Origin of the sequence: Streptomyces sp. NPDC093801, assembly GCF_040701585.1 — a bacterium.
In the GTDB taxonomy this organism is placed as follows: Bacteria; Actinomycetota; Actinomycetes; order Streptomycetales; family Streptomycetaceae; genus Streptomyces.
Genome location: NZ_JBFBDP010000017.1, coordinates 20,625 through 46,391, shown reverse-complemented (window position 1 = coordinate 46,391; position 25,767 = coordinate 20,625). Strand labels below are relative to the sequence as shown.

Genomic DNA, 25,767 nt, shown 5'->3' with positions numbered 1-25,767 from the left:
ATGACCGTGTACTTCATCGGCGCGGGCCCCGGCGCCGCCGACCTGATCACCGTGCGCGGCGCCCGCACCCTCGCCGCCGCCCCCGTCTGCCTCTACGCGGGCAGCCTGGTCCCGCGCGAGCTGCTCGACGACTGCCCCGAGGGGGCCCGGCTGGTCGACACCTCGCAGCTGAACCTCGACGAGATCGTCGCCGAGTGCGTACGGGCCCACGAGGCGGGGCAGGACGTGGCGCGGCTGCACTCCGGCGACCCGTCCATCTTCAGCGCGGTCGCCGAGCAGATGCGGCGCCTGGACGCGGCCGGCATCCCCTACGAGGTCGTCCCGGGCGTGCCCGCGTTCGCGGCGGCGGCCGCCTCGCTCAAGCGGGAGCTGACCGTCCCGACCGTCGGCCAGACCGTGATCCTGACCCGGATCGCCCAGCAGGCCACGCCGATGCCGCCCGGCGAGGACCTGGCCACGCTCGGGCGCAGCGGAGCGCTGCTGGTGCTGCACCTGGCCACCCGCTACGTGGACCGCGTCGTGGACGAACTCCTGCCGCACTACGGGGCCGAGTGCCCGGTGGCGGTGGTGGCGATGGCCAGCCGCCCCGACGAGCTGATCCTGCGCGGCACGCTCGCCGACATCGCGGGCCAGGTGAAGGAGGCGGGGCTGGTGCGCACCGCGGTCATCGTGGTGGGCCGGACGCTGGGCGCGGAGCAGTTCCGCGACAGCCACCTCTACTCCCCCGAGCGGGACCGGCATGTCTGCTGAACCGGGCGCTGCGGGCCGGCCCGGGCGGCACGTCCTGATCCTGGGCGGTACGACCGAGGCCCGCCGGCTGGCGGAGGCGCTGGCCCGGGACCCCGTGCACGCCTCCTCGTACCGGGTCACGAACTCCCTCGCCGGCCGGGTCGCCTCTCCCGTGCTGCCGCCGGGCGAGACCCGGATCGGCGGCTTCGGCGGGGCCGCGGGGCTGGCCGGCTGGATCGCCGCCCACGGCGTCACGCACGTCGTCGACGCCACGCACCCCTTCGCGGAGCGGATGAGCTTCCACGCGGCCGAGGCGGAGGCGCTCACGGGCGTGCCCGTGCTGGCGCTGCGCCGGCCCGGCTGGAGTCCGGGCCCGGGCGACGCCTGGACCTTCGCGGACGACCTCGCCGGGGCGGCTGCCGTACTGCCCTCGCTGGGCGGGCGGGCCTTCCTGACCACCGGCCGCACGGGCCTGCACGTCTTCGCGGACCTCACCGGCACCTGGTTCCTGGTGCGTTCGGTGGACCCGCCGCAGGGGCCGGTGCCGCCGCGCCTGGAAACGGTGCTGGCGCGCGGGCCGTTCGGCCTGGAGGAGGAACGGGAGCTGCTGGCCCGCCACCGCATCGACGTGCTGGTCACCAAGGACAGCGGCGGAGGCGCGACGGCCCCCAAGCTCACCGCCGCGCGCGAGGCCGGGATCCCGGTCCTGGTCGTCCGCCGCCCGCCGGTCCCGGAGGGGGTGGCCCGCGCGGAGTCGGTGGAGGAGGCGCTGCGCTGGCTCGGCGGCGAAGGGCCGCACCCTCTAGGCTGAAGGAATGCGGATACGTCACTCCCTCGTCCTCGTCCTGGCCCTCGCCGCCGCGTCGGCGCTCGTCACCGGATGCGGCGGGAGTGCGGCGCCCGAGTCCAAGGGCTGGGAGCCCGACGACGCGCTCCAGCGGGCCGACGAGCTGCTGGGGAAGGGCGTCTCGGACGGGGCCCGCGTGACGATGCGGGGGACGGGTTTCCTCAAGGCCGGCATGGAGAAGACCCTGGAGACCGGCGGGGAGCGCCCGTACCGCTTCGACATCGCCTGCGACAGCGAGGAGAGTCCGCGGGTCACCCTGGTGCTGTCGCGCGAAGGCGGCTCCGGGGACCGGTCGTTCGACGTGTCGTGCACCGCCGGCGAGGTCACCCGGCTGAACCTGCCGGCGGGTTCGGCGCTCAACGCGCACATCGACCCCGCCCCGCAGGAGGACTCGCCCCCGGCCGGGGTCGTGTCGTGGCAGCTGGTCACCGTCGACCCGTCGACGGTCCAGGGCTGCGCGGACGCCCTCGCGGGCTGCCCGGGCTGAGCCGCGTCGGCCCGGCCGGGGGGATCCCCCGGCCGGGCCGCGCTCACCCCGTCCGCAGGGTCACGGGTACCGGCGCGGGGTCCACGTCACCCGCGCGCCGTCGGCCCGCTCGGTCACCTGCGTCTGCGAGGAGCCGATCAGCAGGATCGTCCGCATGTCCACCTCGGACGGCTCCAGTTCGCCGAGCGTGACGATGCGCACCGACTGCTCGGGCCCGCCCACGTCCCGGGCCACGACCACCGGGGTCTGCGGCGCGCGCAGCTCCAGCAGCAGCTCCCGCGCCTGGGCCACCTGCCAGGTCCGGCTGCGGGAGCCCGGGTTGTACAGGGCGAGGACCAGGTCGGCGGCGGCCGCCGCGCGCAGCCGCTCCGCGATGACCTCCCACGGCTTGAGCCGGTCGGAGAGCGAGACAGTGGCGTAGTCGTGGCCCAGCGGGGCGCCGGCCGCGGCGGCCGCCGCGTTGGCCGCCGTCACTCCCGGCAGCACCCGTACGGGCACGTCCGCGTACGGGGCCTGCCCGGCCACCTCCAGGACCGCGGTGGCCATGGCGAAGACCCCGGGGTCGCCGCCGGAGACCACGGCCACCCGCTTGCCGCGCCGGGCGAGGTCGAGGGCGAACTCGGCGCGCTCGGACTCCACCTTGTTGTCGGAGCCGTGCCGTACCTGGCCGGGCCTGACCGGCACCCGGTCCAGGTAGGTGGTGTACCCGACCAGCACTTCGGCGTCGGCCAGCGCCCGCTTCGTCTCGGGGGTCAGCCACAGCGGCCCGGCCGGGCCGGTGCCGACGACCGCGACCTCGCCGGGCCCGGACGGCACACTGCCCGGGTTGCCGATCCGGCTGGGTACGACGGCGACGGCGAAGTACGGAACGCTGTCGGGGTCGGTGTCGGCGAGGACCCCGGTCCGCTCGCCCTCCATCGTGGCGCGCTCGACGTATCGGGCCTCGGCGAGCCGCCCGCTGCCCTCCATGGCCCGCCGGACGGCGGGGAAGGTGCGGCCGAGCTTCATGACGACCGCCGAATCGGTGGCGGCGAGGCGGGCGGTGAGCTCCTCCTCCGGCAGGGTGCCGGGCAGGATCGTCAGCACCTCCTCGCCCTCCACGAGCGGGGTGCCGAGGCGGGCGGCGGCGGCGCTGACGGAGGTGACGCCGGGGATGACCTCGGCCTCGTAGCGGTCCGCGAGCCGCTTGTGCATGTGCATGTACGAGCCGTAGAAGAGCGGGTCCCCCTCCGCGAGCACGGCGACGGTCCGGCCCGCGTCCAGGTGCGCGGCCAGGCGGGCGGCGGAGGCCTCGTAGAACTCCTCCATCGCGCCCTGGTAGCCGCCGGGGTGGTCGGTGGTCTCGGTGGTGACCGGGTAGACCAGCGGTTCCTCGAGGTGGTCGGAGCGCAGGTGCTTCGCGGCGATCGAGCGGGCGATGGAACGGCCGTGGCGGGCGCTGTGGTACGCGACCACGTCCGCCTCGGCGATCACCTCGACGGCCCGCAGGGTCATCAGCGACGGGTCGCCGGGGCCGAGTCCGACCCCGTACAGCCTGCCCTTGGCCCGGTTCTGGTCCTGCCCGCTCATTCTTCCTCGCTCGCGATCGCGTTGACCGCGGCGGCCGCGATGGCGCTGCCGCCGCGCCGGCCGCGCACGATGAGGTGGTCGAGGGCCGAGGGGTGGGCGGCGAGGGCGTCCTTGGACTCGGCGGCGCCGATGAAGCCCACGGGCACGCCGATGACGGCGGCGGGGCGCGGGGCACCCTCCTCGATCATCTCCAGCAGCCGGAACAGTGCGGTCGGGGCGTTGCCGACGGCGATCACGGCGTTCTCCAACAGGCCCCGGTCGCGCCAGACTTCGAGGGCGGCGGCGCTGCGGGTGGTGCCCATCTTCGCGGCGAGCGCGGGCACGGCCGGGTCGGAGAGGGTGCAGATCACCTCGTTGTCGGCGGGCAGCCGCTTGCGGGTGACCCCGCTGGCGACCATCTGCACGTCGCACAGGATCGGCGCGCCGGCGTGCAGCGCGGCGCGGGCCCGCAGGACGACCTCGGGGGTGTAGCCGAGGTCCTGGGGGAGGTCGGTCATGCCGCAGGCGTGAATCATGCGCACCGCGACCTGGGCGACCGAGGCGGGCAGCCCGGAGAGGTCCGCCTCGGCGCGGATCGTGGCAAAGGACTGGCGGTAGATCGCGGCGCCGTCCTTCTCGTACTCGAACACGGTGTACTCGCTCATTTCTTCACTGCGGCTTCGGTTGTGGTGGGGGTGGTGCGCGCGGCCGTGAGGGCGGCCGCCAGGTCTGCGTGCGGGACGGGCCGGCCGTCGAGGGCGTACCCGTCGGGGGTGGCGACGATGTCCACCCAGGCCGTACCGCGCGGATGCCCGCACCGGCGGGCGCAGCCCGACCAGTGCACGGGCAGCTCCGCGGCGTCGGTCTGCCCCTGTACGACGGCACGCGCGTCGGCGCGTACGTCCGCGAGGGACTTGGCGCAACCGGGCCTGCCGGTACAGGCGGTGACGGTCCGCCAGGGACTTCCGGGCCGGACGGCGAGGCCCGCCGCCTCGACGCGGGCGGCGCCGTCGGCTGCCGCGCGCGGGAGGACGACGCTGCGCCACGGGGTGACGCGCAGCTCCCCCTCCCCGCCGTCGGCGGCCTCGGCCAGGGCCCGCCACTGCGCGGAGTCCAGCCGGCCGAGCGGGGGCAGGACGCACAGTCCGGCCGCGCCCACGCTCCCGGGCCGGGGCGGCTCGGCGTACGGCCACTCCACCTCGGGCACGCGCCCGGCGGCCACCCCCGCCTCCGCCAGCCGCCGCACGAACTCGCGCTCGTCCAGGGCGTGTTCGGAGGGCAGCTCGGCGATCCGCCAGGCCCGGGTCCCGGCGTCCCGGGCGGCGTCGAGGAAGTACTCGGCGGCGCACAGCGCGGCCCGGGCGGCATCGGCGGCCCCGACCTCGACGGCGCCGCCGCCGCTCCCGAGCCGCACGAGCACCCGTCCGTCCGCCCCGCCGAGCACGGTCACGTCGGGGTCGAGGGCCGCCACGTCCCCGCGCCCGTCGTCGAGGGCGAACAGGAACCGTCCGGACAGGTCCGCGGCCCGCGCACTGGCGCACAGCAGCCGGTCGAGTTCCCGGACCCGGTCCACGACCTGGGGCCCGGCCACCGGGGTGGCCACGATGTTGCGCACCCGCTCGTGGCCCGGCGCCGGCAGCAGCCCGGCGCCGTCCAGCAGCTCCGCGAGCCCGGCGCCGCAGCCGTCGGCGAGGCCGCGCAGCTGGACGTTGCCGCGGGAGGTGAGTTCCAGGTGCCCGTCGCCGAACCGGTCGGCGGCGTGCCCGAGCGCGAGGGCCTGCCGGGTGGTGAGCAGCCCGCCGGGGATCCGGACGCGCGCGAGGTACCCGTCGTCGGCGGCGTGCAGCCGCAGCGCGCCGGGGCAGGCATCACCGCGGTCACGTATGACGGGTTCGTCCCGCGACGCGGCGGAAGGTGGCTGGGGCGACATGGCCGCGAGCATACCCACGATTGCCCACCCCCGACCTGTGTCCGTCGCCACCCCGACCAGCGGGATTGAGCCCCGCCGGGCAAAGTCCGGCCTCGCCGGCGCGTGAGGCTCGGGGTCCGGGGCGGAGCCCCTGGGAACACCTCCCGGCGGTGGCTCGGGGACGAACGGGCGAAGGGCGGGGCGGGGAGCCGGCTCCGGGCGGCGGCCCCCGTCCCCCGCCCGGCGTTTGCGGCGCGGCCCCCGGGGCAGAGCCCCCACGGCGCACCGCACGCCACCGGACCGCACGCCACCGCACCCCGCCACCCGCGAGCCCCCCACCCCACCTCCCGGCCAGGGAAAAGGCCACCTAAGATGACCTTCCGGCGGACCACTCGGCCCGTCACCGCCGAGGACGGCGACATGGGAGGAAGCCCGGTGCGATTCCGGCGCGGTCCCGCCACTGTGAGCCCCGCGGAGCGATCCGCGGGGTGAGTCAGGAACTCCCGCTGTCCTCACTGCCCGGGGCGCGGAAACCCCGAGGAAGGCCTGCCGCCGCATGATCCTGCTGCTGTCGACGTCCGACACCGATCTGCTCAGCGCCCGCGCCGCGAACACCGCCGGCGGCCCCGTGCCGTACCGGTTCGCGAACCCCTCCCGCCTCCCCCTCGACGACCTCGACGGCCTCCTCGACGGCGTCGGGCTGGTCGTCGTACGCCTCCTCGGCGGCCTGCGCGCCTGGCAGGACGGCCTCGACGTGCTCCTCGCCCCCGGCCAGACCCGCCCGGTGGTGGTCCTGACCGGCGAACAGGCCCCGGACGCCCAGCTGATGGAGGCCTCCACGGTCCCGATCGGCATCGCCGCGGAGGCGCACCGCTACCTCGCGCACGGCGGCCCGGCCAACCTCGACCAGCTGGCCCGCTTCCTCTCCGACACCGTCCTGCTCACCGGCCACGGTTTCGAGCCCCCGGCCGCCTCCCCGACCTGGGGCCCCCTGGAGCGCCCCGCCACGGAGGCCACCGGCCCGCAGGTCGCGGTGCTCTACTACCGCGCCCACCAGATGAGCGGCAACACCGCCTTCGTGCACGCCCTCTGCGACGCCGTCGAGGCCAAGGGCGGCCGTCCCCTCCCCCTCTACGTCTCCTCCCTGCGCACCCCGGAGCCGGAGCTGCTCCGGGCGCTGGAGCAGGCGGACGCCATCGTCACCACCGTCCTCGCGGCCGGCGGCACCCGCCCCGCGACCGCCTCGGCGGGCGGGGACGACGAGTCCTGGGACGCGGGCGCCCTGGCCGGGCTCGGCGTGCCGATCCTCCAGGCCCTGTGCCTGACGGGCTCGCGCAGCACCTGGGAGGAGAACGACGAGGGCCTCTCCCCCCTCGACGCCGCCACCCAGGTCGCCGTGCCCGAGTTCGACGGCCGGCTGATCACCGTCCCGTTCTCCTTCAAGGAGATCGACGAGGACGGCCTGCCCGCCTACGTGGCCGACGCCGAGCGCGCCTCCCGCGTCGCCGGCATCGCCGTGCGCCACGCCCGCCTGCGCCACATCGGGCGCGCGGAGAAGCGGATCGCGCTGGTCCTCTCCGCGTACCCCACGAAGCACTCCCGCATCGGCAACGCGGTCGGCCTCGACACCCCGGCCAGCGCCGTGGAGCTGCTGCGCCGCCTGATCGCCGAAGGCTACGACTTCGGCCCCGTGGAGGAGATCCCGGGTCTGGTCTCGGGTGACGGCGACGAGCTGATCCGCGCCCTGATCGAGGCCGGCGGCCACGACCAGGACTGGCTCACCGAGGAGCAGCTGGCCCGCAACCCGGTCCGCATCCCGGCGGCCGACTACAAGCGCTGGTTCGCCGAACTCCCGGCCGACCTGCGCGAGAGCGTCGAGGAGCACTGGGGCGAGGCCCCGGGCAACATGTTCGTGGACCGTTCCGCGAACCCGGAGGGCGACATCGTCCTGGCGGCCCTGCGCCGCGGGAACCTCCTCATCCTCATCCAGCCGCCGCGCGGCTTCGGCGAGAACCCGATCGCGATCTACCACGACCCGGACCTGCCGCCCTCGCACCACTACCTGGCCGCGTACCGCTGGATCCAGGCGGCCGCGCAGGACGGCGGCTTCGGCGCCGACGCGATGATCCACCTGGGCAAGCACGGGAACCTGGAGTGGCTGCCCGGCAAGAACGCGGGCCTGTCGGCCTCCTGCTCCCCGGACGCCGCCCTCGGTGACCTGCCCCTGGTCTACCCCTTCCTGGTCAACGACCCGGGCGAGGGCACGCAGGCCAAGCGCCGGGTGCACGCCACCCTGGTCGACCACCTGGTCCCGCCGATGGCGCGCGCCGAGTCGTACGGCGACATCGCCCGCCTGGAGCAGCACCTGGACGAGTACGCCCAGATCAGCTCCATGGACCCGTCGAAGCTCCCGGCCATCCGCGCCCAGATCTGGACCCTGATCCAGGCGGCGAAGCTCGACCACGACCTGGGCCTGGAGGAGCGCCCGGACGACGACGGCTTCGACGACTTCCTCCTCCACGTCGACGGCTGGCTGTGCGAGGTCAAGGACGCCCAGATCCGCGACGGCCTGCACGTCCTGGGCGGCGCCCCGACCGGCGAGGCCCGCGTCAACCTGGTCCTCTCCATCCTGCGCGCCCGCCAGATCTGGGGCGGCACCTCCGCGCTGCCCGGCCTGCGCGAGGCCCTCGGCCTCGACGAGTCGGCGGCCACCCGCACCTCGGCGGACGCCGTCGAGGAGACCGCCCGCGCCCTGGTCCAGGCGATGGAGGACGCGGACTGGGCCCCGTCGGCGGTGGCCGCGGTCGCGGCGGGCCACCCGGCAGCCGTCTCCGACATCCTCGCCTTCGCCGCGCACGAGGTCGTCCCCCGCCTGGCCGGCACCACGGACGAGATCGCCCACGTGGTCCGCGCCCTGGACGGCGGCTTCGTCCCGGCCGGCCCTTCGGGCTCCCCGCTGCGCGGCCTGGTCAACGTCCTCCCGACCGGCCGCAACTTCTACTCGGTCGACCCGAAGGCCGTCCCCTCCCGCCTGGCGTGGGAGACGGGCCAGGCCCTGGCCGACTCCCTCCTGGCCCGCTACCGCGCCGACCACGAGGACGAGTGGCCCGCCTCGGTCGGCCTGTCCCTGTGGGGCACCAGCGCCATGCGCACGGCCGGCGACGACGTGGCCGAAGCCCTGGCCCTCCTGGGCGTCCGCCCGGTCTGGGACGAGGCCTCGCGCCGCGTCACGGGCATCGAGGCGATCCCCCTCGCGGAACTGAACCGTCCCCGCATCGACGTCACCCTCCGCATCTCGGGCTTCTTCCGCGACGCGTTCCCGCACGTCATCGGCCTCCTCGACGACGCGGTCCGGCTGGCGGCCTCCCTGGACGAGCCGCACACCGAGAACTTCATCCGCGCCCACGCCCAGGCCGACCTCGCCGCCCACGGCGACGAGCGCAAGGCGACGACCCGCATCTTCGGCTCCCGACCCGGCACCTACGGCGCGGGCATCCTCCAGCTGATCGACTCCCGCGACTGGCGCACCGACGCCGACCTCGCGGAGGTCTACACGGTCTGGGGCGGCTACGCGTACGGCCGCGGTCTGGAGGGCCGCCCGGCGCGCACCGAGATGGAGACGGCGTACAAGCGCATCACCGTCGCCGCGAAGAACACGGACACCCGCGAGCACGACATCGCGGACTCGGACGACTACTTCCAGTACCACGGCGGCATGGTGGCCACCGTCCGCGCCCTGCGCGGCACGGCCCCCGAGGCCTACATCGGCGACTCCACCCGCCCGGAGACGGTCAAGACCCGCACCCTCGTGGAGGAGACGAGCCGGGTCTTCCGCGCCCGCGTGGTCAACCCCAAGTGGATCGAGGCGATGCGCCGCCACGGCTACAAGGGCGCCTTCGAACTCGCGGCGACGGTCGACTACCTCTTCGGCTACGACGCCACGACGGGCGTGGTCGCGGACTGGATGTACGACAAGCTGACGGAGACGTACGTCCTGGACCCGGCGAACCGCGCCTTCCTGGAGGAGGCCAACCCCTGGGCCCTCCACGGCATCGCCGAACGCCTCCTGGAGGCCGAGTCCCGCGGCATGTGGGAGAAGCCGGACCCGCAGATCCTCGAATCCCTCCGCCAGGTCTACCTGGACACGGAGGGCAACCTGGAGGGCGAGGCCGAGTAGGCACCCGGTTCCGCACGCTACGGGCCGGCCTCCCCACCCTTCCCAGGGTGGGGAGGCCGGCCCGTTCCGCTGTCGACCCTCCGGCCGCTACACCTTGGCGGTCTGGTTCAGCGCGACGAGCGCCGCGGCCCACCGGGCGAACTTGAGGGTCCCGAAGTCGGCGACGGTCTTCACCCCGAAGGCCTCGTGCAGCAGTTCCCCGTCCTTGTCGGTGACGCCCTTCAGCGCGGCGACGGGCGCGGAGAGGATCTCGGCGAGCGGCTTGTCCTCCCAGGCCTTGTCCAGCACCTTGCTCAGATCGATGGATGACATACGCGTTCCCTCCAGAACCGGACACTCCATACACCGAAAAAACTACACAAACCAGACACCCATCCGAAGCTCCGACACCAGCACGGCCCCCGGTACCCCCCGGCGGCCCCCCGCGCCGGGGAACGGGGCGGGTGTCACCTGAAGCGGTGAAACGGGACGTGTCCGCCGGATGCCGGGGGTAGGGCACTGCTGATCTCGTGCGGGGGCCGGGTCCGTCGGCCCCCGTGCCCCGGACGAAAGGCCCGCCCCGTCGTGACGCAGCAGCCGTTTCAACTGCCGGAGTTCTACGTGCCGTACCCGGCGCGGCTGAACCCCCACCTGGAGGAGGCCAGGGCCCACACCAAGGGCTGGGCGCGGGGGCTGGGGATGCTGGAGGGGTCGGGGGTGTGGGAGGAGCGGGACCTCGACTCGCACGACTACGCCCTGCTCTGCGCGTACACCCACCCCGACTGCGACGCCGCGGCGCTGTCCCTGGTCACCGACTGGTACGTGTGGGTGTTCTTCTTCGACGACCACTTCCTGGAGATGTACAAGCGCTCCCAGGACCGCGACGGCGCGAGGGCGTACCTCGACCGGCTCGCCGCCTTCATGCCCATGGACCTGGCGGAAGGTTTCCCCGAGGCGACCAATCCGGTCGAGGCCGGGCTCGCGGACCTGTGGGTGCGCACCGTCCCGGCCATGTCGGCGGACTGGCGCGAGCGGTTCGCCCTGTCCACGAAGAACCTGCTCGACGAGTCCATGTGGGAGCTCGCCAACATCGACATCGGGCGGGTGGCGAACCCCCTCGAGTACATCGAGATGCGCCGCAAGGTGGGCGGCGCCCCCTGGTCGGCGGGGCTGGTCGAGTACGTGGCCGCGGAGGTGCCGGCGCGCGTGGCGCACGCGCGCCCGCTGGCCGTCCTGCGCGACTCCTTCTCCGACGCCGTGCACGTCAGGAACGACATCTTCTCCTACCAGCGCGAGGTCGGAGACGAGGGCGAACTCTCCAACGCCGTGCTGGTGCTGGAGACCTTCCTCGGCTGCTCCACGCAGGAGGCCGCCGAGATCTCCAACGACCTGATCACCTCCCGCCTGCTGCAGTTCGAACAGACCGCCCTCGCCGAACTCCCCCGGCTCTTCGCCGACCACGCCCTCGCCCCGGACGAGATCGCGGCCGTCCTCGCCTACGTCAAGGGCCTCCAGGACTGGCAGTCCGGCGGACACGAGTGGCACACGGTCTCCAGCCGCTACATGAACGAGGGGGCCAGGCCCACCGCCCGGCTGTCCCTCCCCTTCCTGCCGAGCGGGCTCGGGACCAGCGCCTTCGACCTGGGCTCGGTCTTCACCCGGCGGTCCATGGAGATGCGCCGCCGCTCCTTCTCCTTCACCCCCTTCGAACGCACCGGCCCCTCGGTGGTCCCCGAGATGCGCCTGCCGTTCGAGCTGTCCCTGAGCCCGCACCTCGCGCACGCCCGCGAGGGCTCGGTGGAGTGGGCCCGGAGCATGGGGCTGCTGGAGCCGCAGCCCGGTGACCCCGGCTCGGCGATCTGGACCGAACGGAGGCTGCGCGGCTACGACTTCGCCCTCTGCTCGGCCGGCATCGACCCCGACGCCACGGCCGGGGAACTGCTGCTCAGCGCCTGCTGGCTGACCTGGGGGACGTACGCGGACGACTACTACCCGCTGGTGTTCGGGCGGTCCGGGAACGTCGCGGCGGCCAAGGCCACCACGGCACGGCTCCTGTCGATGATGCCTGCGGACGGAGCCGGTCCCGGGCCGGAGCCGGTCACCGTGATGGAACGGTCCCTCGCCGACCTGTGGGAACGGACCGTCGCGGGCATGACCGGGGTCGCCCGCACCGAGTTCCGGGCGACCATGGTGGACATGCTGGAGAGCTGGGTGTGGGAGGTGGAGAACCTGGCCCACCACCGCGTCCCGGACCCGGTGGACTACGCGGAGATGCGCCGCCGCACCTTCGGCTCGCAACTGACCATGTACATGTGCCGGCTCGGTCACGAGGGCCGGGGCGTCCCCGGGGAGATCTACCGCTCGGGGACCGTCCGGTCGCTGGAGAACGCGGCCGCGGACATCGCCTGCCTCGTCAACGACATCTTCTCCTACCAGAAGGAGGTGGAGTTCGAGGGCGACATGCACAACCACCTGGTGGTGACCCGGAACTTCTTCGACATCGGCTATCCGGAGGCCCTCCACATCTGCCACTCCCTCATGGACCGGCGCGTGGAGGAGTTCCAGCACATCGTCGCGACCCAGCTGCCGCGGCTGTGCGAGGACCGGAAGCTGGACGCCGCCGCCCGGGCCGGTCTCGACGCCTACGCGGGCGAACTGCGGGACTGGCTGGCTGGGATCCTCAACTGGCACCTGAAGGCGCGGCGTTATCGTGAGGAGGATCTGCGCCGGCAGGGCGACGGACTGTCCACCGCCGTCCTGGGCAGCGGCTTCGGCATGGCGGCGGCGCGGATCGGGCTGCCCGCCTGAGCCGGGCGGCGGCGGGGGCGGTCCGCTCGCCCGCCCCCGCCGCACCCCCGTCACGCCCCGCCGCACCCCCGCCAGGCCTTCGGCGCCGCCGTCGGGGCCGCTCCGTCAGAACTCGTCGGCGGTGTGCGGCAGCAGGCGTGTGCGCAGGGCCGCGTCCAGTGCGGCCGCCGCGCCGGGGGTGTGCTCGGCCACCAGCCCGGCGGCCACCAGCTCCGCGACCCGGGTGCCGCCCAGGTAGCAGGCGGCCAGCTCCCGTACGCCGAGGGTCAGGTCGGGTTCCGCGCGGGCGGGTTCGTACGCCGCTCCGCCCGGCCCCGCCTTGAGCCGGAACCGCCCGGAGTTGGCGGGCAGCCGCCCGTCGGCCACCTCCAGTACGAGTTCCACCGGCGCGGCCCACGACCGCGCGGTCAGCGCCTCCCGCACGTCGACCAGGCGCAGCCAGAGCGCCGGGAACTGGGCGGTGACCCTGACCTGGTCGCGGTCGGCGGCGAAGTGGAGCAGGGGGTCGTCCACCGGCCGGCCCCAGGCCCGGACGGTACCGGTCAGGTCGAGGGAGGCCGTGTAGTCCCACAGGGCGGCGGCGACGGCGGGGGTCTCGGCCTCCAGTTCGTCGACGCGGACCAGTCCGGTGCCGCGGGTGTTCCCGTCGGCGTCCTCCTGCTTGGTGCGGTAGAGGACGTAGCCCGCCACGGGCTCCCCGGGGGCACCGAGGGCGGCGATCCGGGGCGGGCCGAACTCCTTGTCCTCCTCGTCCTGTTCACAGAGCCACTCCTCGGTCCACCGCGCGGGGCTGCGGCTGGGCCGGCCGGCCCGGGTGCGGCGGGCGGCCTCGTGGCAGGGGCCGATGACGGCGAGGGCGTCGGCCGGGTCGACCAGCCGCAGGGGGCGGGGGTCGGGGTCGATGCGCAGGGCGAGCGGGCGGCTGGAGTCGATCTCGACGGTGAGGCCCTGGGTGGCGGGGCCGTAGCCGAAGCGGCCGTAGATGGCGGCCTCGGAGGCCCACAGGCACACCAGCGGGCTGCCGGCGGCCGCGGCGCGGCGCAGCTGCTCGTCCATGAGGGCGGTGAGGACGCCGCGCCGCCGGTGGGTGGGGGCGACGGAGACGAAGGTGAGTCCGGGACAGGAGAGTTCGGAGCCGGGGACGGAGAGCCGGAAGGGGTGCGCGGCCATGAAGCCGACGAGGGCGTCCCCGTCGTAGGCGCCGAGCCGGTCGCAGCGGCTCAGCAGGGCGTGGTGGCGTTCGCGCCCTTCCGGCTCGGGCCGGTCGTGGAAGGCCAGGTAGGCGTGCTCCTGGGCGCGGGCGATGTCGTCCTCGGGTACCTCGCGGATGTCCACCATGATCAGGAGACTAATCGGTCATCGGGGACCGCTCGCACCATAGTGGCCTGATCTGCGCGAACTCAGGATGCGCCGGTGCGGACCGAGCCGGTGGTCCGGCCGGCGGAGTCGGCGAGGAAGCAGGTGATCCGCCGCTGGCCGTGGTCCCAGGTGGCGGAGGTGGGGAGGTAGAAGTACACGGCCATCGTGTCCGGGATCTTCGCTCCGGCGCCCGCGTAGGCGGCGACCTCCTTGGCGCCGCACTTCTCGTTGGCGATCGAGATGATCTTCTTGTCGCCGGGGAACGGCCCTTCCGGGAGGGTGACGACGGCGAACGCCTCGGACTGGTGCGGCCGGCCGCAGGGCACGAGGTCCACCGACGAGGGCCCGCGGGCCACCTCGTCGGTCTTGTAGTCCTTGACGTCGGCGGCGCTGTTGAAGCAGTCCCCCACCGCGATGTCTCCGGGGTCGCTCGCGGCGGGGGCGGCGAGGGCCGTGCCGGCCGCGGGGGCCGCGAGGAGCAGGGTGAGGGCGAGGGCCGCACCGCGGGCGGCGCGGCGGTGCGGTCGGGGCAGTGTGGACATGCGCGCGGCCCTCCTCGGTGGGCGCGGGACGCGGGGGCTGCTCCCCCTTCCCACGCTACTCCCGGGCGGCCGCCGGGGCCTGCCGGACGCCGGGCCCGCTCCAGTCGGCCGGGACGCGGCCGAGGCGGACCCGCTGGGGGTGGTCGCCGACGGGGACGGAGACCCGCTTGGCCCCGGTCGCGAAGTCGATGGCGGTGACCCGGTCGGCGCCGCTCTCGGAGATGACGCAGCCCTTGCCGTTGCCGTCGACGGTGGCCCAGTAGGGCTTGTCGGCGGGGACCAGCGGGCCCTCGGCGAGGGTGGCGCGGTCCACGACGGTGGCGTAGTCGTCCATCGTGCCGGCGACGCAGAGCCTGCTGCCGTCGGGGCTCATGGACAGCCCGTGGTGGCGCGAGTCGTTGACCCAGGTGGTGCGGTCGGTGCTGGTGGCGGGGTTCGCCGGGAGGGTCTTGACCCGGGTGATCCGGTCGGTGGCGACGTCGTACTCCACGAGGCCGTTGAAGAACGACACCTGGAAGTAGAGCTTCGACTCGTCGGGGGTGAAGGCCATCGGGCGGACGGCGTCGGAGAGGTCCTTGCGGCCGAAGGCGTCCAGCCGTTCGCGCATGTCGACGGTGCGGACCGTGCGGAAGGTCTGCGCGTCGACGACGGTGAGCCTGCGGTCGCCCTTCGTCCAGTCCAGCCAGGGCGCGTCGAGGGCGGAGGTGACGTCGCCGATGGAGCTGTTCCACAGGAGGCGGCCGCCCTGGGTGAAGGTGTTCTCGTGCGGTTTGTCGCCGGTGGCGAAGGAGCCGACCTGCCGGCCGGTGGCGATGTCCAGGACGTGGACGGTGCCGGCGGTGGAGGCGGAGACGGCCACCCGGGTGCCGTCGGGCGAGACGGCCATGTGGTCGGAGCGGTAACCGGCCACCGGGAAGCGCCAGTTGATCCGTCCGGAGCGCAGGTCCACGGAGACGACGTCGGCGAAGCTGGGGCGCGAGACGACCACCGCCGTGCCGTCCGGGGTGGTGTACATGTCGTCGACGAACTGGTCGTGGCCCTCGCCGGCCGTGGCCCGGATGCCGAGGAAGAAGCCGAGCCTGACGGGGTTGAGGTAGATCTCCCGCAGCCGCTCCTCCTTGTCGGGGATCACGTTGATCCTGCCGACGCGGGCGAGGTCGCCGGTGGAGGCGAGGACGTCGGCGGTGCCCTCCCAGTTGTTGCCGACGAAGAGCACCTCCCGCAGTCCGGCGGCGGCGGGCTGCGGCGCCGCCGCCGGCGAGGACGCGGCGGCGGCCGGGCCCAGCGCGGCCGCGAGGCCCGCCAGCGCCAGGGCGCAGGCGAGGCGCAGGGTGCGCGAAGGGGTGCGCGGGAAGGTGCGACCGTACCGGGACATCCGCTCAACTCCGTTGTGAAGTAGCGCCGTTACCGGGCGGTAAAGTAGGCGGGACGGCAAGAAGGCGCAACCCTCGGGGCTGCGCCTTCTGTCATCGGGCCGCCGTCACGGCGGAGTCGGGCCGGTGGACCGCCGCCTCAGGCCACGGAGCCGATGCGGCCGATCACGGTGTTCGAGGAGTCCCGGTGGATCGGGATGTGCGCGCCGGTCAGGGCGGCTCCGCTGCCGCCGCGGCGGTTCGCCACGATCTCGGCGGCGATGGACAGCGCGGTCTCCTCCGGGGAGCGGGCGCCCAGGTCCAGGCCGATCGGGGAGCGCAGGCGGGCCAGTTCGAGCTCGGTCACGCCGACGTCGCGCAGCCTCTTGTTGCGGTCCTCGTGCGTGCGGCGGGAGCCCATGGCGCCGACGTAGGCGACGGGGAGCTTGAGGGCCAGTTCGAGGAGCGGGACGTCGAACTTGGCGTCGTGGGTGAGCACGCACAGGACGGTGCGGGCGTCGACGCCGCCGGAGCCGGCCTCGGCCTCCAGGTAGCGGTGGGGCCAGTCGACCACGATCTCGTCGGCCTCGGGGAATCGCTTCTTCGTGGCGAACACGGGCCGGGCGTCGCACAGCGTCACGTGGTAGCCGAGGAACTTGCCGATCCGCACCAGGGCGGAGGCGAAGTCGATGGCACCGAAGACGATCATCCGCGGGGGCGGGACGCTGGACTCGACGAGGACCTTGAGGGGCTCTCCGCAGAGCCGGCCGTCGGCGCCGATCTCCAGGACGCCGGTCTTCCCGGCGTCCAGCATGGCACGGGCCTCCTCGGCGATGGTGCGGTCCAGCTCGGGGTGGCCGCCGAAGCCGCCCTCGCGGGCGCCGTCGCCGAGGACGACCAGGGCGCGGCCCTTGAGCTCGGCCGGGCCCTCGGCTATCCGGGCCAGGGCCGCCGCCTCGCCCCGGGAGGCGGCGCGCAGGGCGGTGGCGAGGGCCTCGCGCTGCGGGGAGCCCACGGGAACCGGGGTGACCAGGATGTCGATGATCCCGCCGCAGGTCAGACCCACGGCGAAGGCGTCGTCGTCGCTGTAGCCGAAGCGCTCCTGGACGGTCTCGCCGTCTTCGAGGGCCTGCCGGCACAGCTCGTACACCGCACCCTCCACGCATCCGCCGGAAACGGAGCCGATGGCCGCGCCCTCGCCGTCGACGGCGAGGGCGGCTCCGGGCTGCCGGGGCGCGCTGCCGCCGACCGCCACCACGGTGGCCACGGCGAAGTCACGTCCCTGCTCGACCCACCGGTTCAGTTCCTCGGCGATGTCCAGCATGTGCGGCCTCCTCGGAGGGGTTCGTTTCCAGTATGGGATGCGTGAAGGGTGGTGACCCGTCCGGCACCGGGCCGCGGGGGCCGGGTGCCGGACGGGCCGGTACCGATCTTCGCCGGACTACTTGACGCCGAGCCACGCCTCGATGGGGTGGAGGGCGAAGAAGACCACGAAGACGACGGTGAGCGCCCACATGAAGGCGCCGATCTCGCGGGCCTTGCCCTGCGCGACCTTGATGGCCACGTAGGAGAGCACGCCGGCGGCGACGCCGGGGGTGATCGAGTACGTGAACGGCATGATCACGACGGTCAGGAAGACCGGGATCGCGGTCGCCGTGTCGGCCCAGTCCACGTGGCGGGCGTTCTGCATCATCATCGCGCCGATGACGACCAGGGCCGCGGAGGCGACCTCACCCGGGACGATCTGGGTGATCGGGGTGAAGAAGAGGCAGGCGGCGAAGAGCAGGCCGCTGACGACGGAGGCGAGGCCCGTGCGGGCGCCCTCGCCGACGCCGGTGGCGGACTCGACGAAGACCGTCTGGCCGGAGCCGCCGGCGATGCCGCCGATGGCGCCACCGGCGCCGTCGATGAACAGCGCCTTCGACAGGCCCGGCATGCGGCCCTGGTCGTCGGCCAGCTTGGCCTCGGTGCCGACGCCGATGATGGTGGCCATGGCGTCGAAGAAGCCGGCGAGCACGAGCGTGAAGACGATCATGCCGACCGTCATGACGCCGACGTCGCCCCAGCCGCCGAACTCGACCTTGCCGAAGAGCGAGAAGTCGGGCATGGAGATCGCGGAGCCCTCGAGGACCGGCGGGCCGTTCTTCCAGGCCTTCGGGTCGATGCCCACGACGGCGTTCAGGACGGCCGCGAGGACGGTGCCGCCCACGATGCCGATCAGGATCGCGCCCGGGACCTTGCGGGCCTGGAGCATGAAGATGCTCAGCAGGGTGACGCAGAAGATCAGGACGGGCCAGCCGGCGAGCTCGCCGACCGATCCGAGCTGGACCGGCGGGCCGAACTCGGGGCCCTTGCCGACGAAGCCGGCCTTCACGAGACCGATCAGGGCGACGAACATGCCGATGCCCATGGTGATCGCGTGCTTGAGCGCGAGCGGGATCGCGTTCATGATCATCTCGCGGAGGCCGGTGACGACCAGGAGACAGATCACGACGCCGTACATCACGCACATGCCCATGGCCTGCGGCCAGGTCATCTGCGGGGCGACCTGCGAGGACAGGACGCCGGAGACGGAGAGGCCGGCGGCGAGGACCAGCGGGACCTTGCCGATGAAGCCCATCAGGAGGGTGGTCGCGGCCGCGGCGAAGGCGGTGGCCGTGATCAGGGCCTTCTGGCTCATCGTGTCTCCGGCGACGTCCTTGCCGGAGAGGATCAGCGGGTTGAGCAGGAGGATGTACGCCATCGCCATGAAGGTCGTGACGCCGCCACGAATTTCAGTACCGACGCTCGACCCTCTATGGGTGATGTGAAAGTAACGGTCGAGCCAAGAACGCCCGGCGGGGTTCAGAGAGCCGTCGCCGGCCTCTTCCGCGGTGGTCTTGGGCTCCACAGACGACTGGGTCATGGTGCCTAACTCCCAAGGTTCAAAGGGGCACCCGCAAAAAGATTGGAGACGCGGGATTTGGGAAACTGCGTTTGGCTGCACGACCCGGGGTGACGGCCCGAGGCGACGCGAAATGTGCACTGCGTGTACTGCGGGTAGTGCGGGGGTGACCGCTGGTACTACGTGGGGGTTCTTGCAGGGGTACTGCCGGGTGAAGCTGACCGCGAGCGGTGCGGTTACTTCGGTGCTCCGGGCGGTGCGGGCGGCAAGTGTGACGTTCCCGTGTCGCACCGCCCGGAGAGTCGAGGGGGTCCGGGGGCCCGCGGCCCCCGGACCGTGCCGTTCCTAGAGGGTCCCGGTGAGGGCTTCCGGACGGATCGGCGTCTTGTTGAGCTCCAGACCGGTCGCCGCCCGGATCGCCGCGAGGACGGCCGGGGTGGACGACAGGGTCGGGGCCTCGCCCAGACCGCGCAGGCCGTACGGCGCGTTCGGGTCGGCGAGCTCCAGGACGTCGACCGGGATGGTCGGGGTGTCGAGGATGGTCGGGATCAGGTAGTCCGTGAAGGAGGGGTTGCGCACCTTCGCGGTCTTCGGGTCCACGATGATCTCTTCCATGACCGCCACGCCGAGGCCCTGGGTGGTACCACCCTGGATCTGGCCCACCACGGAGAGCATGTTGAGCGCCTTGCCGACGTCCTGCGCGGTCGCCAGCTCCACGACCTTGACCAGGCCGAGCTCGGTGTCCACCTCGACGACGGCGCGGTGCGCGGCGAAGGTGTACTGGACGTGGCCGTCGCCCTGGCCGGTGACCAGGTCGAACGCGACGGTCGGGCGGTGGCGGAACTCGAGTTCGAGGTCGATGGCCTCGTCCTCCAGGATGTCGGCGATGTCCGCGAGGACCTCACCGCCGTCCGTGACGACCTTGCCGGACTCCAGGAGGAGCTCCGCGTGGGCCCACGCCGGGTGGTACGAGCCGTTCTTGCGGCGGCCCATCTCCAGCAGCGCCTCGCGCACGGCCTCACAGGTGTTCTTCACGGCGCCACCGGTCATGTACGTCTGCCGCGAGGCGGACGTGGAACCGGCGGAGCCGACCTGCGTGTCGGCCGGGTGGATGGTCACCTGCGTGACGCCCAGCTCGGTGCGGGCGATCTGCGCGTGGACGGTGACACCGCCCTGGCCGACCTCCGCCATGGCCGTGTGGACCATCGCGACGGGCTCGCCGTTGATGACCTCCAGGCGCACGCGGGCGGTGGAGTAGTCGTCGAAGCCCTCGGAGAAGCCGACGTTCTTGATGCCGACCGCGTAGCCGACGCCGCGGACGACGCCCTCGCCGTGGGTGGTGTTCGACAGGCCGCCGGGCAGCGCGCGGAGGTCCGCGGCCTCGCCGGCGGTCTCCCACTGGCGCTCCGGCGGCAGCGGGCGGGCCTTGACCCGGCGCAGCAGCTCGGCGACCGGGGCCGGGGAGTCCACGACCTGGCCGGTGGGCATGATCGTGCCCATCTCCATGGCGTTCAGCTGGCGGAACTCGACCGGGTCCATGCCCAGCTTCGCCGCGAGCTTGTCCATCTGGGCCTCGTACGCGAAGCAGGCCTGGACGGCGCCGAAGCCGCGCATCGCGCCGCAGGGCGGGTTGTTCGTGTAGAGCGCGACCGCCTCGATGTCCACGTCGTCGATGACGTACGGGCCCACCGAGAGGGAGGACGCGTTGCCGACGACGGCCGGGGAGGCCGAGGCGTAGGCGCCGCCGTCGAGCACGATCCTGCACTTCATGTGCGTGATCTTGCCGTCCTTGGTGGCGCCGTGCTCGTACCAGAGCTTCGCCGGGTGGCGGTGCACGTGGCCGAAGAAGGACTCGAACCGGTTGTAGACGATCTTGACCGGCTTGCCCGTGGCCAGGGCCAGGAGGCAGGCGTGGATCTGCATCGAGATGTCCTCGCGGCCGCCGAAGGCACCGCCGACGCCGGAGAGCGTCATGCGCACCTTCTCCTCGGGCAGGCCGAGGACGGGGGCGATCTGCTTGAGGTCCGAGTGCAGCCACTGGGTGGCGACGTAGAGGTCGACGCCGCCGTCCTCGGAGGGCACGGCGAGGCCGGACTCCGGGCCGAGGAAGGCCTGGTCCTGCATGCCGAAGGTGTACTCGCCCTCGACGATCACGTCGGCCCGCTTGCGGGCCTCCTCCACGTTGCCGCGGATGATCGGCTGGCGGTGCACGATGTTCGGGTGCGGGACGTGACCGGAGTGGTGGTCGTCGCGGCCCGGGTGGATCAGCGGCGCGTCGGCGGCGAGGGCGGAGGCCTCGTCCGTGACGAGCGGCAGCTCCTTGTAGTCGATCTTGATCTTGGCGGCCGCGCGGCGGGCGGTCTCCGGGTGGTCGGCGGCCACGAGGGCGACCGGCTCGCCGTGGTGGCGTACGCGGCCGTTGGCGAGGACCGGCGTGTCCTGGATCTCCAGGCCGTAGTTCTTCATCTCGGCCGGCAGGTCGTCGTACGTCAGCACCGAGTAGACGCCCGGCATGGCCAGGGCCTCGGAGATGTCGATGGAGACGATCTCGGCGTGGGCGACGGTGCTGCGCAGGGTCTGGCCCCAGAGCATGTCCTCGTGCCACATGTCCGAGGAGTAGGCGAACTCGCCGGTCACCTTGAGGGTGCCGTCGGGGCGGAGCGTCGACTCGCCGATGCCGCCCTTGGTGTGCTTCTGGGTGACGTTCGTCGGGGTCCCGGAGGGCGTGGTGCGGGTGTTGGCCATGATCAGACAGCCTCTCCCTGACGGGCGGCCGCGAGGCGGACCGCGTCGAGGATCTTCTCGTAGCCCGTGCAGCGGCAGAGGTTGCCGGACAGGGCCTCACGGATGTCCTGGTCGGACGGGGACGAGTTGCTCTCGAGCAGCGCGTCGGCCTGCACCAGCAGGCCCGGGGTGCAGAATCCGCACTGGACGGCGCCGGCGTCGATGAACGCCTGCTGGATGTTGGAGAGCTCCACGCCCTCGCCCGTCTGGGAGTCGGTGCCCTTGGCGGACCACTGCTTGGCCTCGTCCGTGGACACGCCCTTGCCGCTGCCGCACGCGCCGGTGCCGCAGGCGTGGCCGTGCTCCTCGCGCTGCTTGGCGAAGTCGGCCAGGCCCTCGACGGTCACGACGTCGCGGCCCTCGACCTGACCGGCCGCGACCAGGCAGGAACAGACCGGCACGCCGTCGAGGCGGACGGTGCAGGAACCGCACTCGCCCTGCTCGCAGGCGTTCTTCGACCCGGGCAGGCCCAGGCGCTCACGCAGCACGTAGAGGAGGGACTCGCCCTCCCAGACGTCGTCGGCTTCCTGCGGACGACCGTTGACGGTGAAATTGACGCGCATGGTTACGCAGCCCCTTCAAGCGAGCGGCCGTTGGTGCCGCGGTACTGCTCCCAGGTCCAGACGAGCTGGCGGCGAGCAAGGATGCCAACCGCGTGACGGCGGTACTTCGCCGTGCCGCGGACGTCGTCGATCGGGTTGCACGCGGCGGACGCGAGCTCACCGAACTGCTTGGCGATCGACGGGGTGATGACCTTGCCGTTGTCCCAGAAGCCGCCCTCTTCGAGCGCGGCGTTCAGGAACTCCTCGGCGGCCTTGGCCCGGACCGGGGTCGGGGCGGCCGAGCCGATGCCCGTACGGACGGTGCGGGTGTCGGGGTGCAGCGCGAGGCCGAAGCCGCACACGGCGATGACCATCGCGTTGCGGGTGCCGACCTTCGAGTACTGCTGGGGGCCCGTGGCGTTCTTGATGTGCACCGACTTGATGAGCTCGTCGGCGGCGAGCGCGTTGCGCTTCACGCCGGTGTAGAACTCGTCGATCGGGATCAGGCGGGAGCCGCGTACGGACTCGACCTCGACCTCGCAGCCGGCGGCCAGCAGGGCGGGGTGGGAGTCACCGGCGGGGGAGGCGCAACCGAGGTTGCCGCCGACACCGCCGCGGTTGCGGATCTGCGGGGACGCGACCGTGTGCGAGGCGAGCGCGAGACCCGGCAGCGTACCGCGCAGGTTCTCCATGATCTGGGTGTACGGAACGGAGGCGCCCAGCCGGGTGACCTCCTCGCCGACCTCCCACTCCCGCAGCAGTTCGATGCGGTTGAGGTCCAGGAGGTATTCCGGACGGCGGTGGTCGAAGTTGATCTCGACCATGATGTCGGTGCCACCCGCAATCGGCACAGCTGTGGGGTACTCGGCCTTGGCGGCGAGTGCCTCCTCCCAGCTGGCGGGGCGAAGGAAGTCCATGTGCGGCTCTCTTCTTCTTAGTCGGGCCGTTCACTTCAAGCCAGGAGGCCTAGGGGCCCTCGACTGGTCGTTCACGTGCTGTTAACGCGGTGTGGAGCCAGTACACAAGCCCGGGGTCCCGGGGTGCAGTCACCGAAACCATGAAGGAGTTGGCTGGGTGCCTCCCTCGTCTTGTAGATTCGTATGAAAGGCAGGATGCGACGACCTGCCCGATTTCCAACGGCAACATTCGAGACAGATCGGCGGCGACATCATGCGGCTGCGCGCACTGCTGGAAACCGAGGCGCTGGGGCTGCGGCTGCTGGGCGGCGAGGAAGAACTCGACCGGACGGTCCGCGGGGTCATGACGACCGACCTGAGGGATCCCAGCCGGTATCTCTCGGGAGGAGAACTCGTCCTCACCGGCCTGGCATGGCGAAGAAATTCAGCCGACTCCGAGCCATTCGTACGAATTCTTGCGAGCGCGGGCGTGGCCGGCCTCGCGGCCGGCGAGGCGGAACTCGGGGACATTCCCGATGATCTCGTTTCAGCCTGTCGGCGCAACCGGCTCCCGCTGTTCGCCGTGAACGAAGACGTTGCATTCGCCACGATCACCGAGTACGTCGTGCGGCAGGTGTCCGGCGAGCGTGCGGGCGACCTCGCGGCGGTCGTCGACCGGCACCGGCGGCTGATGACCTCGGGCCCCGCGGGCGGCGGACCCGATGTGGTGCTGGATCTCCTCACCACGGACCTCGATCTGCGGGCCTGGGTGCTCTCCCCCACCGGCCGGCAGATCGCCGGAGCGGGCGAACCCCTGGCCCCGGGCGTCTGCGCGACGCTGGCGAGCGAACACCTCGCGGCGGTCCGGACCGGCCGCAGGGGCCCGCACCGGCTGTCCATCCAGGGTATTACCTACTCCCTCTTCCCGATCAGGGGAGCGGGCCGCGGCCAGGGCCCCGGGGCCCGTGACGTGCGCGAGAGCGTGCTGTCCGACTGGCTGCTGGCGGTCGAGGCGGACGCGGGCGACTGGCCCGCCGAGCGGCTCGACCTGCTCCAGGGGGTCACCCAGCTGATCGCCGTCGAGCGGGACCGGCGCGACGCGGCCCGCACGGTGCGCCGCCGGCTGGCGCAGGAGGTGCTGGAGCTGGTCCAGACGGGCGCGCCGCCCGCCGAGATCGCCGCCCGCCTGCGGGTGGCCGCCCCGGTGCTGCTGCCCGGGCTGGGCTCCGCCCCGCACTGGCAGGTCGTGGTGGCGCGGGTGGACTGGGAGGGCGGGGAGATCCCCGGCGGCCCGGTGGCCCAGTCGCTGCTGGAGGAGATCCTGGTCGACCCGTCGCTGTCCGGACCGGAGCCGTCCGACCGGATCGCGGTGGCCCACGCCGGCGACGAGGCGATCGCCCTCGTGCCGCTGCCCGCGCTCCCCGGCGACGCCGGCGAGGACAAGGGCCCGGACGCCGCCCTGCACGCCGACGTCCTGCTGGCCTCCGTGCGCGAGCCCCTGGCGTCCGGCCTGGCCGACGACGGCCGGCTCACGCTGGGCGTCAGCGCGGCCGTGCACTCCGCCGAGGGGCTGCGCGGGGCGCTGGAGGAGGCCCGGCACGCCCGCCGGGTCGCCGCCGCCCGTCCGGGCCGGGTCTGCGCCGCCGGCCACCACGAGCTCGCCTCGCACGTGCTGCTGCTGCCGTTCGTGCCGGACGACGTGCGCCGCGCCTTCACGGCCCGGCTGCTGGATCCGCTGCGGGACTACGACCGCCGGCACCGGGCGGAGCTCATCCCCACCCTGGAGGCGTTCCTCGACTGCGACGGCTCCTGGACCCGCTGCGCGACGCGGCTGCACCTCCACGTCAACACGCTGCGCTACCGGGTCGGGCGAATCGAGCAGCTGACGGGGCGCGACCTCTCGCGCCTGGAGGACAAGCTGGATTTCTTCCTGGCACTGCGCATGAGCTGACGCCCCGCAGGTCGGGGAGCCGGGCGCCACGAAGGGACCGGACGGGGAACGCTGACGAACCGTCCGGACTTTGTGAAAGAGTTCACCCGACCCCTTGGCCGAGGCAGCCGATCCGTGCTCTCATTTCGCCCCAGGGCTCAACGACGTGCTGCTTGGTTGCTTCGGGGAGGGCAATGTGGCGGATACCGCCATGTCCGGTGCGGGATCAACGGGGGGCGACGACCCCCTCCAGCGGGCGATATGGCGGCTGCGCTCGCGCGGCTGTTGGACGGACGCGGCGGCCCTGCTGACGCCGCACGCGCACGAGGCCGGGGCGGCGGTCCAGCGGACCGCGCTGCTGGTGGAGCGGTGCCTGTTCACCGGGCAGGGCTGGAGCGAGGCGGAGGACGCGCTCCGGGTGGCGGAGGCCACGGCCCGGGACGACGACGAGCGCGGGGCGGCCGCCTGCGAGCGGGGCCAGCTGGCCTACGCCGCGACCGTGCTCGGCGTACGGGACCGGGCGGACGAGGCCCGCTCGGCGCTCGGCCGGGCCGCGGCGCTGCTGTCGCCGGGGTCGCGGACCCGCCCGCTGCTGGACTTCCGGCGGGGGCTGGTCGCCGAACACCTGGCGGACGCCCCCCAGGCGGCCCGGCCGGCCTACCACCGCGCCCACGCGGGGGCCGAGGCGCACGGGGACACGCTGCTGCTGTCCTTCACCTGGCGCCACCTGGCCGCGCTGGCCCTGCGGGACGGCGAGGTCGCCGAGGCCCGCAGGGGCTTCGCGGAGTCCCTGCGGATCCGGGAGGACCTGGGCTTCCTGGTCGGCACGGCCCCCGCGCTGGCGGCGCTGGCCGAGGCCGAGCCGGAGCCGGAGGCCGGGCGGCTGCGGGACGAGGCCCGGCGCCTGTTCCACCTCCTGGGCGGCATCCCCACCTGGCTGGCGGACCAGCTCCACCCCGCCACGCCCTGACCCGGACGGCGGGCCGGCGCGCGG

19 protein-coding genes and 1 riboswitch are annotated in these 25,767 nt (G+C 73.3%); of the genes, 7 read left to right on the top strand and 12 right to left on the bottom strand.

The genetic code is table 11. The features are described 5' to 3' along the window. The 3 genes from cobM to AB0469_RS20755 are packed head-to-tail and all read left to right on the top strand — an operon-like array spanning position 1 to position 2,063. A complete protein-coding gene (gene cobM, locus AB0469_RS20765) occupies positions 1–750 on the top strand; it encodes a precorrin-4 C(11)-methyltransferase (protein WP_366452875.1) in 750 nt (249 codons plus the stop codon). After that, a complete protein-coding gene (locus AB0469_RS20760; RefSeq protein ID WP_366452874.1) occupies positions 740–1,540 on the top strand; it encodes a cobalt-precorrin-6A reductase in 801 nt (266 codons plus the stop codon). The genes cobM and AB0469_RS20760 overlap by 11 nt, the downstream gene beginning before the upstream one ends. 4 nt (positions 1,541–1,544) lie before the next feature. Continuing rightward, the gene (locus AB0469_RS20755; RefSeq protein ID WP_366452873.1) at positions 1,545–2,063 is read left to right on the top strand and encodes a hypothetical protein; all 519 of its coding nucleotides are present in this window, start codon (positions 1,545–1,547) and stop codon (positions 2,061–2,063) included. Between the two features lie 60 nt (positions 2,064–2,123). Here the strand turns inward: AB0469_RS20755 and AB0469_RS20750 are convergent, their stop codons facing one another. From AB0469_RS20750 to AB0469_RS20740, 3 genes are read right to left on the bottom strand one after another with little or no spacing between them, the layout of a single operon-like run. After that, on the bottom strand, positions 2,124–3,632 hold the full coding sequence (locus AB0469_RS20750) for a precorrin-2 C(20)-methyltransferase (RefSeq protein WP_366452872.1): 1,509 nt from the start codon (positions 3,630–3,632) through the stop codon (positions 2,124–2,126). Further along, positions 3,629–4,276 carry a precorrin-8X methylmutase gene (locus tag AB0469_RS20745; protein ID WP_366452871.1) on the bottom strand — a complete coding sequence of 216 codons (648 nt, stop codon included), beginning with the start codon at positions 4,274–4,276 and terminating at the stop codon, positions 3,629–3,631. The genes AB0469_RS20750 and AB0469_RS20745 overlap by 4 nt, the downstream gene beginning before the upstream one ends. Beyond that, positions 4,273–5,553 carry a cobalamin biosynthesis protein CobG gene (locus AB0469_RS20740; RefSeq protein WP_366453008.1) on the bottom strand — a complete coding sequence of 427 codons (1,281 nt, stop codon included), beginning with the start codon at positions 5,551–5,553 and terminating at the stop codon, positions 4,273–4,275. Before AB0469_RS20740 ends, AB0469_RS20745 begins: the two co-directional genes overlap by 4 nt. A 333-nt stretch (positions 5,554–5,886) precedes the next feature. After that, a riboswitch (cobalamin riboswitch) is annotated at positions 5,887–6,044 on the top strand. Positions 6,045–6,076: 32 nt separating this feature from the next. Between AB0469_RS20740 and cobN the strand changes: the two genes are divergently transcribed. Continuing rightward, a complete protein-coding gene (gene cobN / locus AB0469_RS20735) occupies positions 6,077–9,697 on the top strand; it encodes a cobaltochelatase subunit CobN (RefSeq protein WP_366452870.1) in 3,621 nt (1,206 codons plus the stop codon). Positions 9,698–9,784: 87 nt separating this feature from the next. Here the strand turns inward: cobN and AB0469_RS20730 are convergent, their stop codons facing one another. After that, complete coding sequence (locus tag AB0469_RS20730; RefSeq protein WP_366452868.1) at positions 9,785–10,009, bottom strand: hypothetical protein; 225 nt, start codon at positions 10,007–10,009, stop codon at positions 9,785–9,787. 252 nt (positions 10,010–10,261) lie between these two features. Between AB0469_RS20730 and AB0469_RS20725 the strand changes: the two genes are divergently transcribed. Then, a complete protein-coding gene (locus AB0469_RS20725; protein WP_366452867.1) occupies positions 10,262–12,484 on the top strand; it encodes a germacradienol/geosmin synthase in 2,223 nt (740 codons plus the stop codon). Between the two features lie 105 nt (positions 12,485–12,589). Here AB0469_RS20725 and AB0469_RS20720 read toward each other — a convergent pair whose 3' ends face one another. From AB0469_RS20720 to AB0469_RS20685, 8 genes are all read right to left on the bottom strand, one after another. Further along, positions 12,590–13,822: a GNAT family N-acetyltransferase gene (locus AB0469_RS20720; RefSeq protein ID WP_366452866.1), complete on the bottom strand. Its 1,233-nt coding sequence runs from the start codon at positions 13,820–13,822 to the stop codon at positions 12,590–12,592. Positions 13,823–13,884: 62 nt separating this feature from the next. After that, positions 13,885–14,385 carry a septum formation family protein gene (locus AB0469_RS20715; RefSeq protein WP_366452865.1) on the bottom strand — a complete coding sequence of 167 codons (501 nt, stop codon included), beginning with the start codon at positions 14,383–14,385 and terminating at the stop codon, positions 13,885–13,887. 55 nt (positions 14,386–14,440) lie between these two features. After that, a complete protein-coding gene (locus AB0469_RS20710; protein WP_366452864.1) occupies positions 14,441–15,760 on the bottom strand; it encodes a YncE family protein in 1,320 nt (439 codons plus the stop codon). A gap of 137 nt (positions 15,761–15,897) precedes the next feature. Further along, positions 15,898–17,061, bottom strand: a complete 1,164-nt coding sequence (locus AB0469_RS20705) for an XdhC/CoxI family protein (protein ID WP_366452863.1) — start codon at positions 17,059–17,061, stop codon at positions 15,898–15,900. Between the two features lie 117 nt (positions 17,062–17,178). After that, the gene (locus tag AB0469_RS20700; protein WP_366452862.1) at positions 17,179–18,642 is read right to left on the bottom strand and encodes an NCS2 family permease; all 1,464 of its coding nucleotides are present in this window, start codon (positions 18,640–18,642) and stop codon (positions 17,179–17,181) included. 324 nt (positions 18,643–18,966) lie between these two features. Then, positions 18,967–21,366, bottom strand: coding sequence for a xanthine dehydrogenase subunit D (gene pucD / locus AB0469_RS20695; RefSeq protein ID WP_366452861.1), 2,400 nt, complete (start codon positions 21,364–21,366; stop codon positions 18,967–18,969). Positions 21,367–21,368: 2 nt separating this feature from the next. After that, the gene (locus AB0469_RS20690) at positions 21,369–21,968 is read right to left on the bottom strand and encodes a (2Fe-2S)-binding protein (RefSeq protein ID WP_366452860.1); all 600 of its coding nucleotides are present in this window, start codon (positions 21,966–21,968) and stop codon (positions 21,369–21,371) included. A gap of 2 nt (positions 21,969–21,970) precedes the next feature. Then, positions 21,971–22,864 (bottom strand): xanthine dehydrogenase family protein subunit M, encoded by an 894-nt coding sequence (locus tag AB0469_RS20685; RefSeq protein WP_366452859.1) that lies wholly within the window; start codon positions 22,862–22,864, stop codon positions 21,971–21,973. A gap of 253 nt (positions 22,865–23,117) precedes the next feature. On the opposite strand from AB0469_RS20685, the gene AB0469_RS20680 reads away from it, so the two are divergent. Together AB0469_RS20680 and AB0469_RS20675 are read left to right on the top strand one after the other, a co-directional pair. Beyond that, entirely contained in the window at positions 23,118–24,794 is a 1,677-nt protein-coding gene (locus tag AB0469_RS20680) for a PucR family transcriptional regulator ligand-binding domain-containing protein (RefSeq protein ID WP_366452858.1), read from the top strand. A gap of 190 nt (positions 24,795–24,984) precedes the next feature. Continuing rightward, positions 24,985–25,743, top strand: coding sequence for a hypothetical protein (locus AB0469_RS20675; protein ID WP_366453007.1), 759 nt, complete (start codon positions 24,985–24,987; stop codon positions 25,741–25,743). Positions 25,744–25,767: the final 24 nt, after the last annotated feature.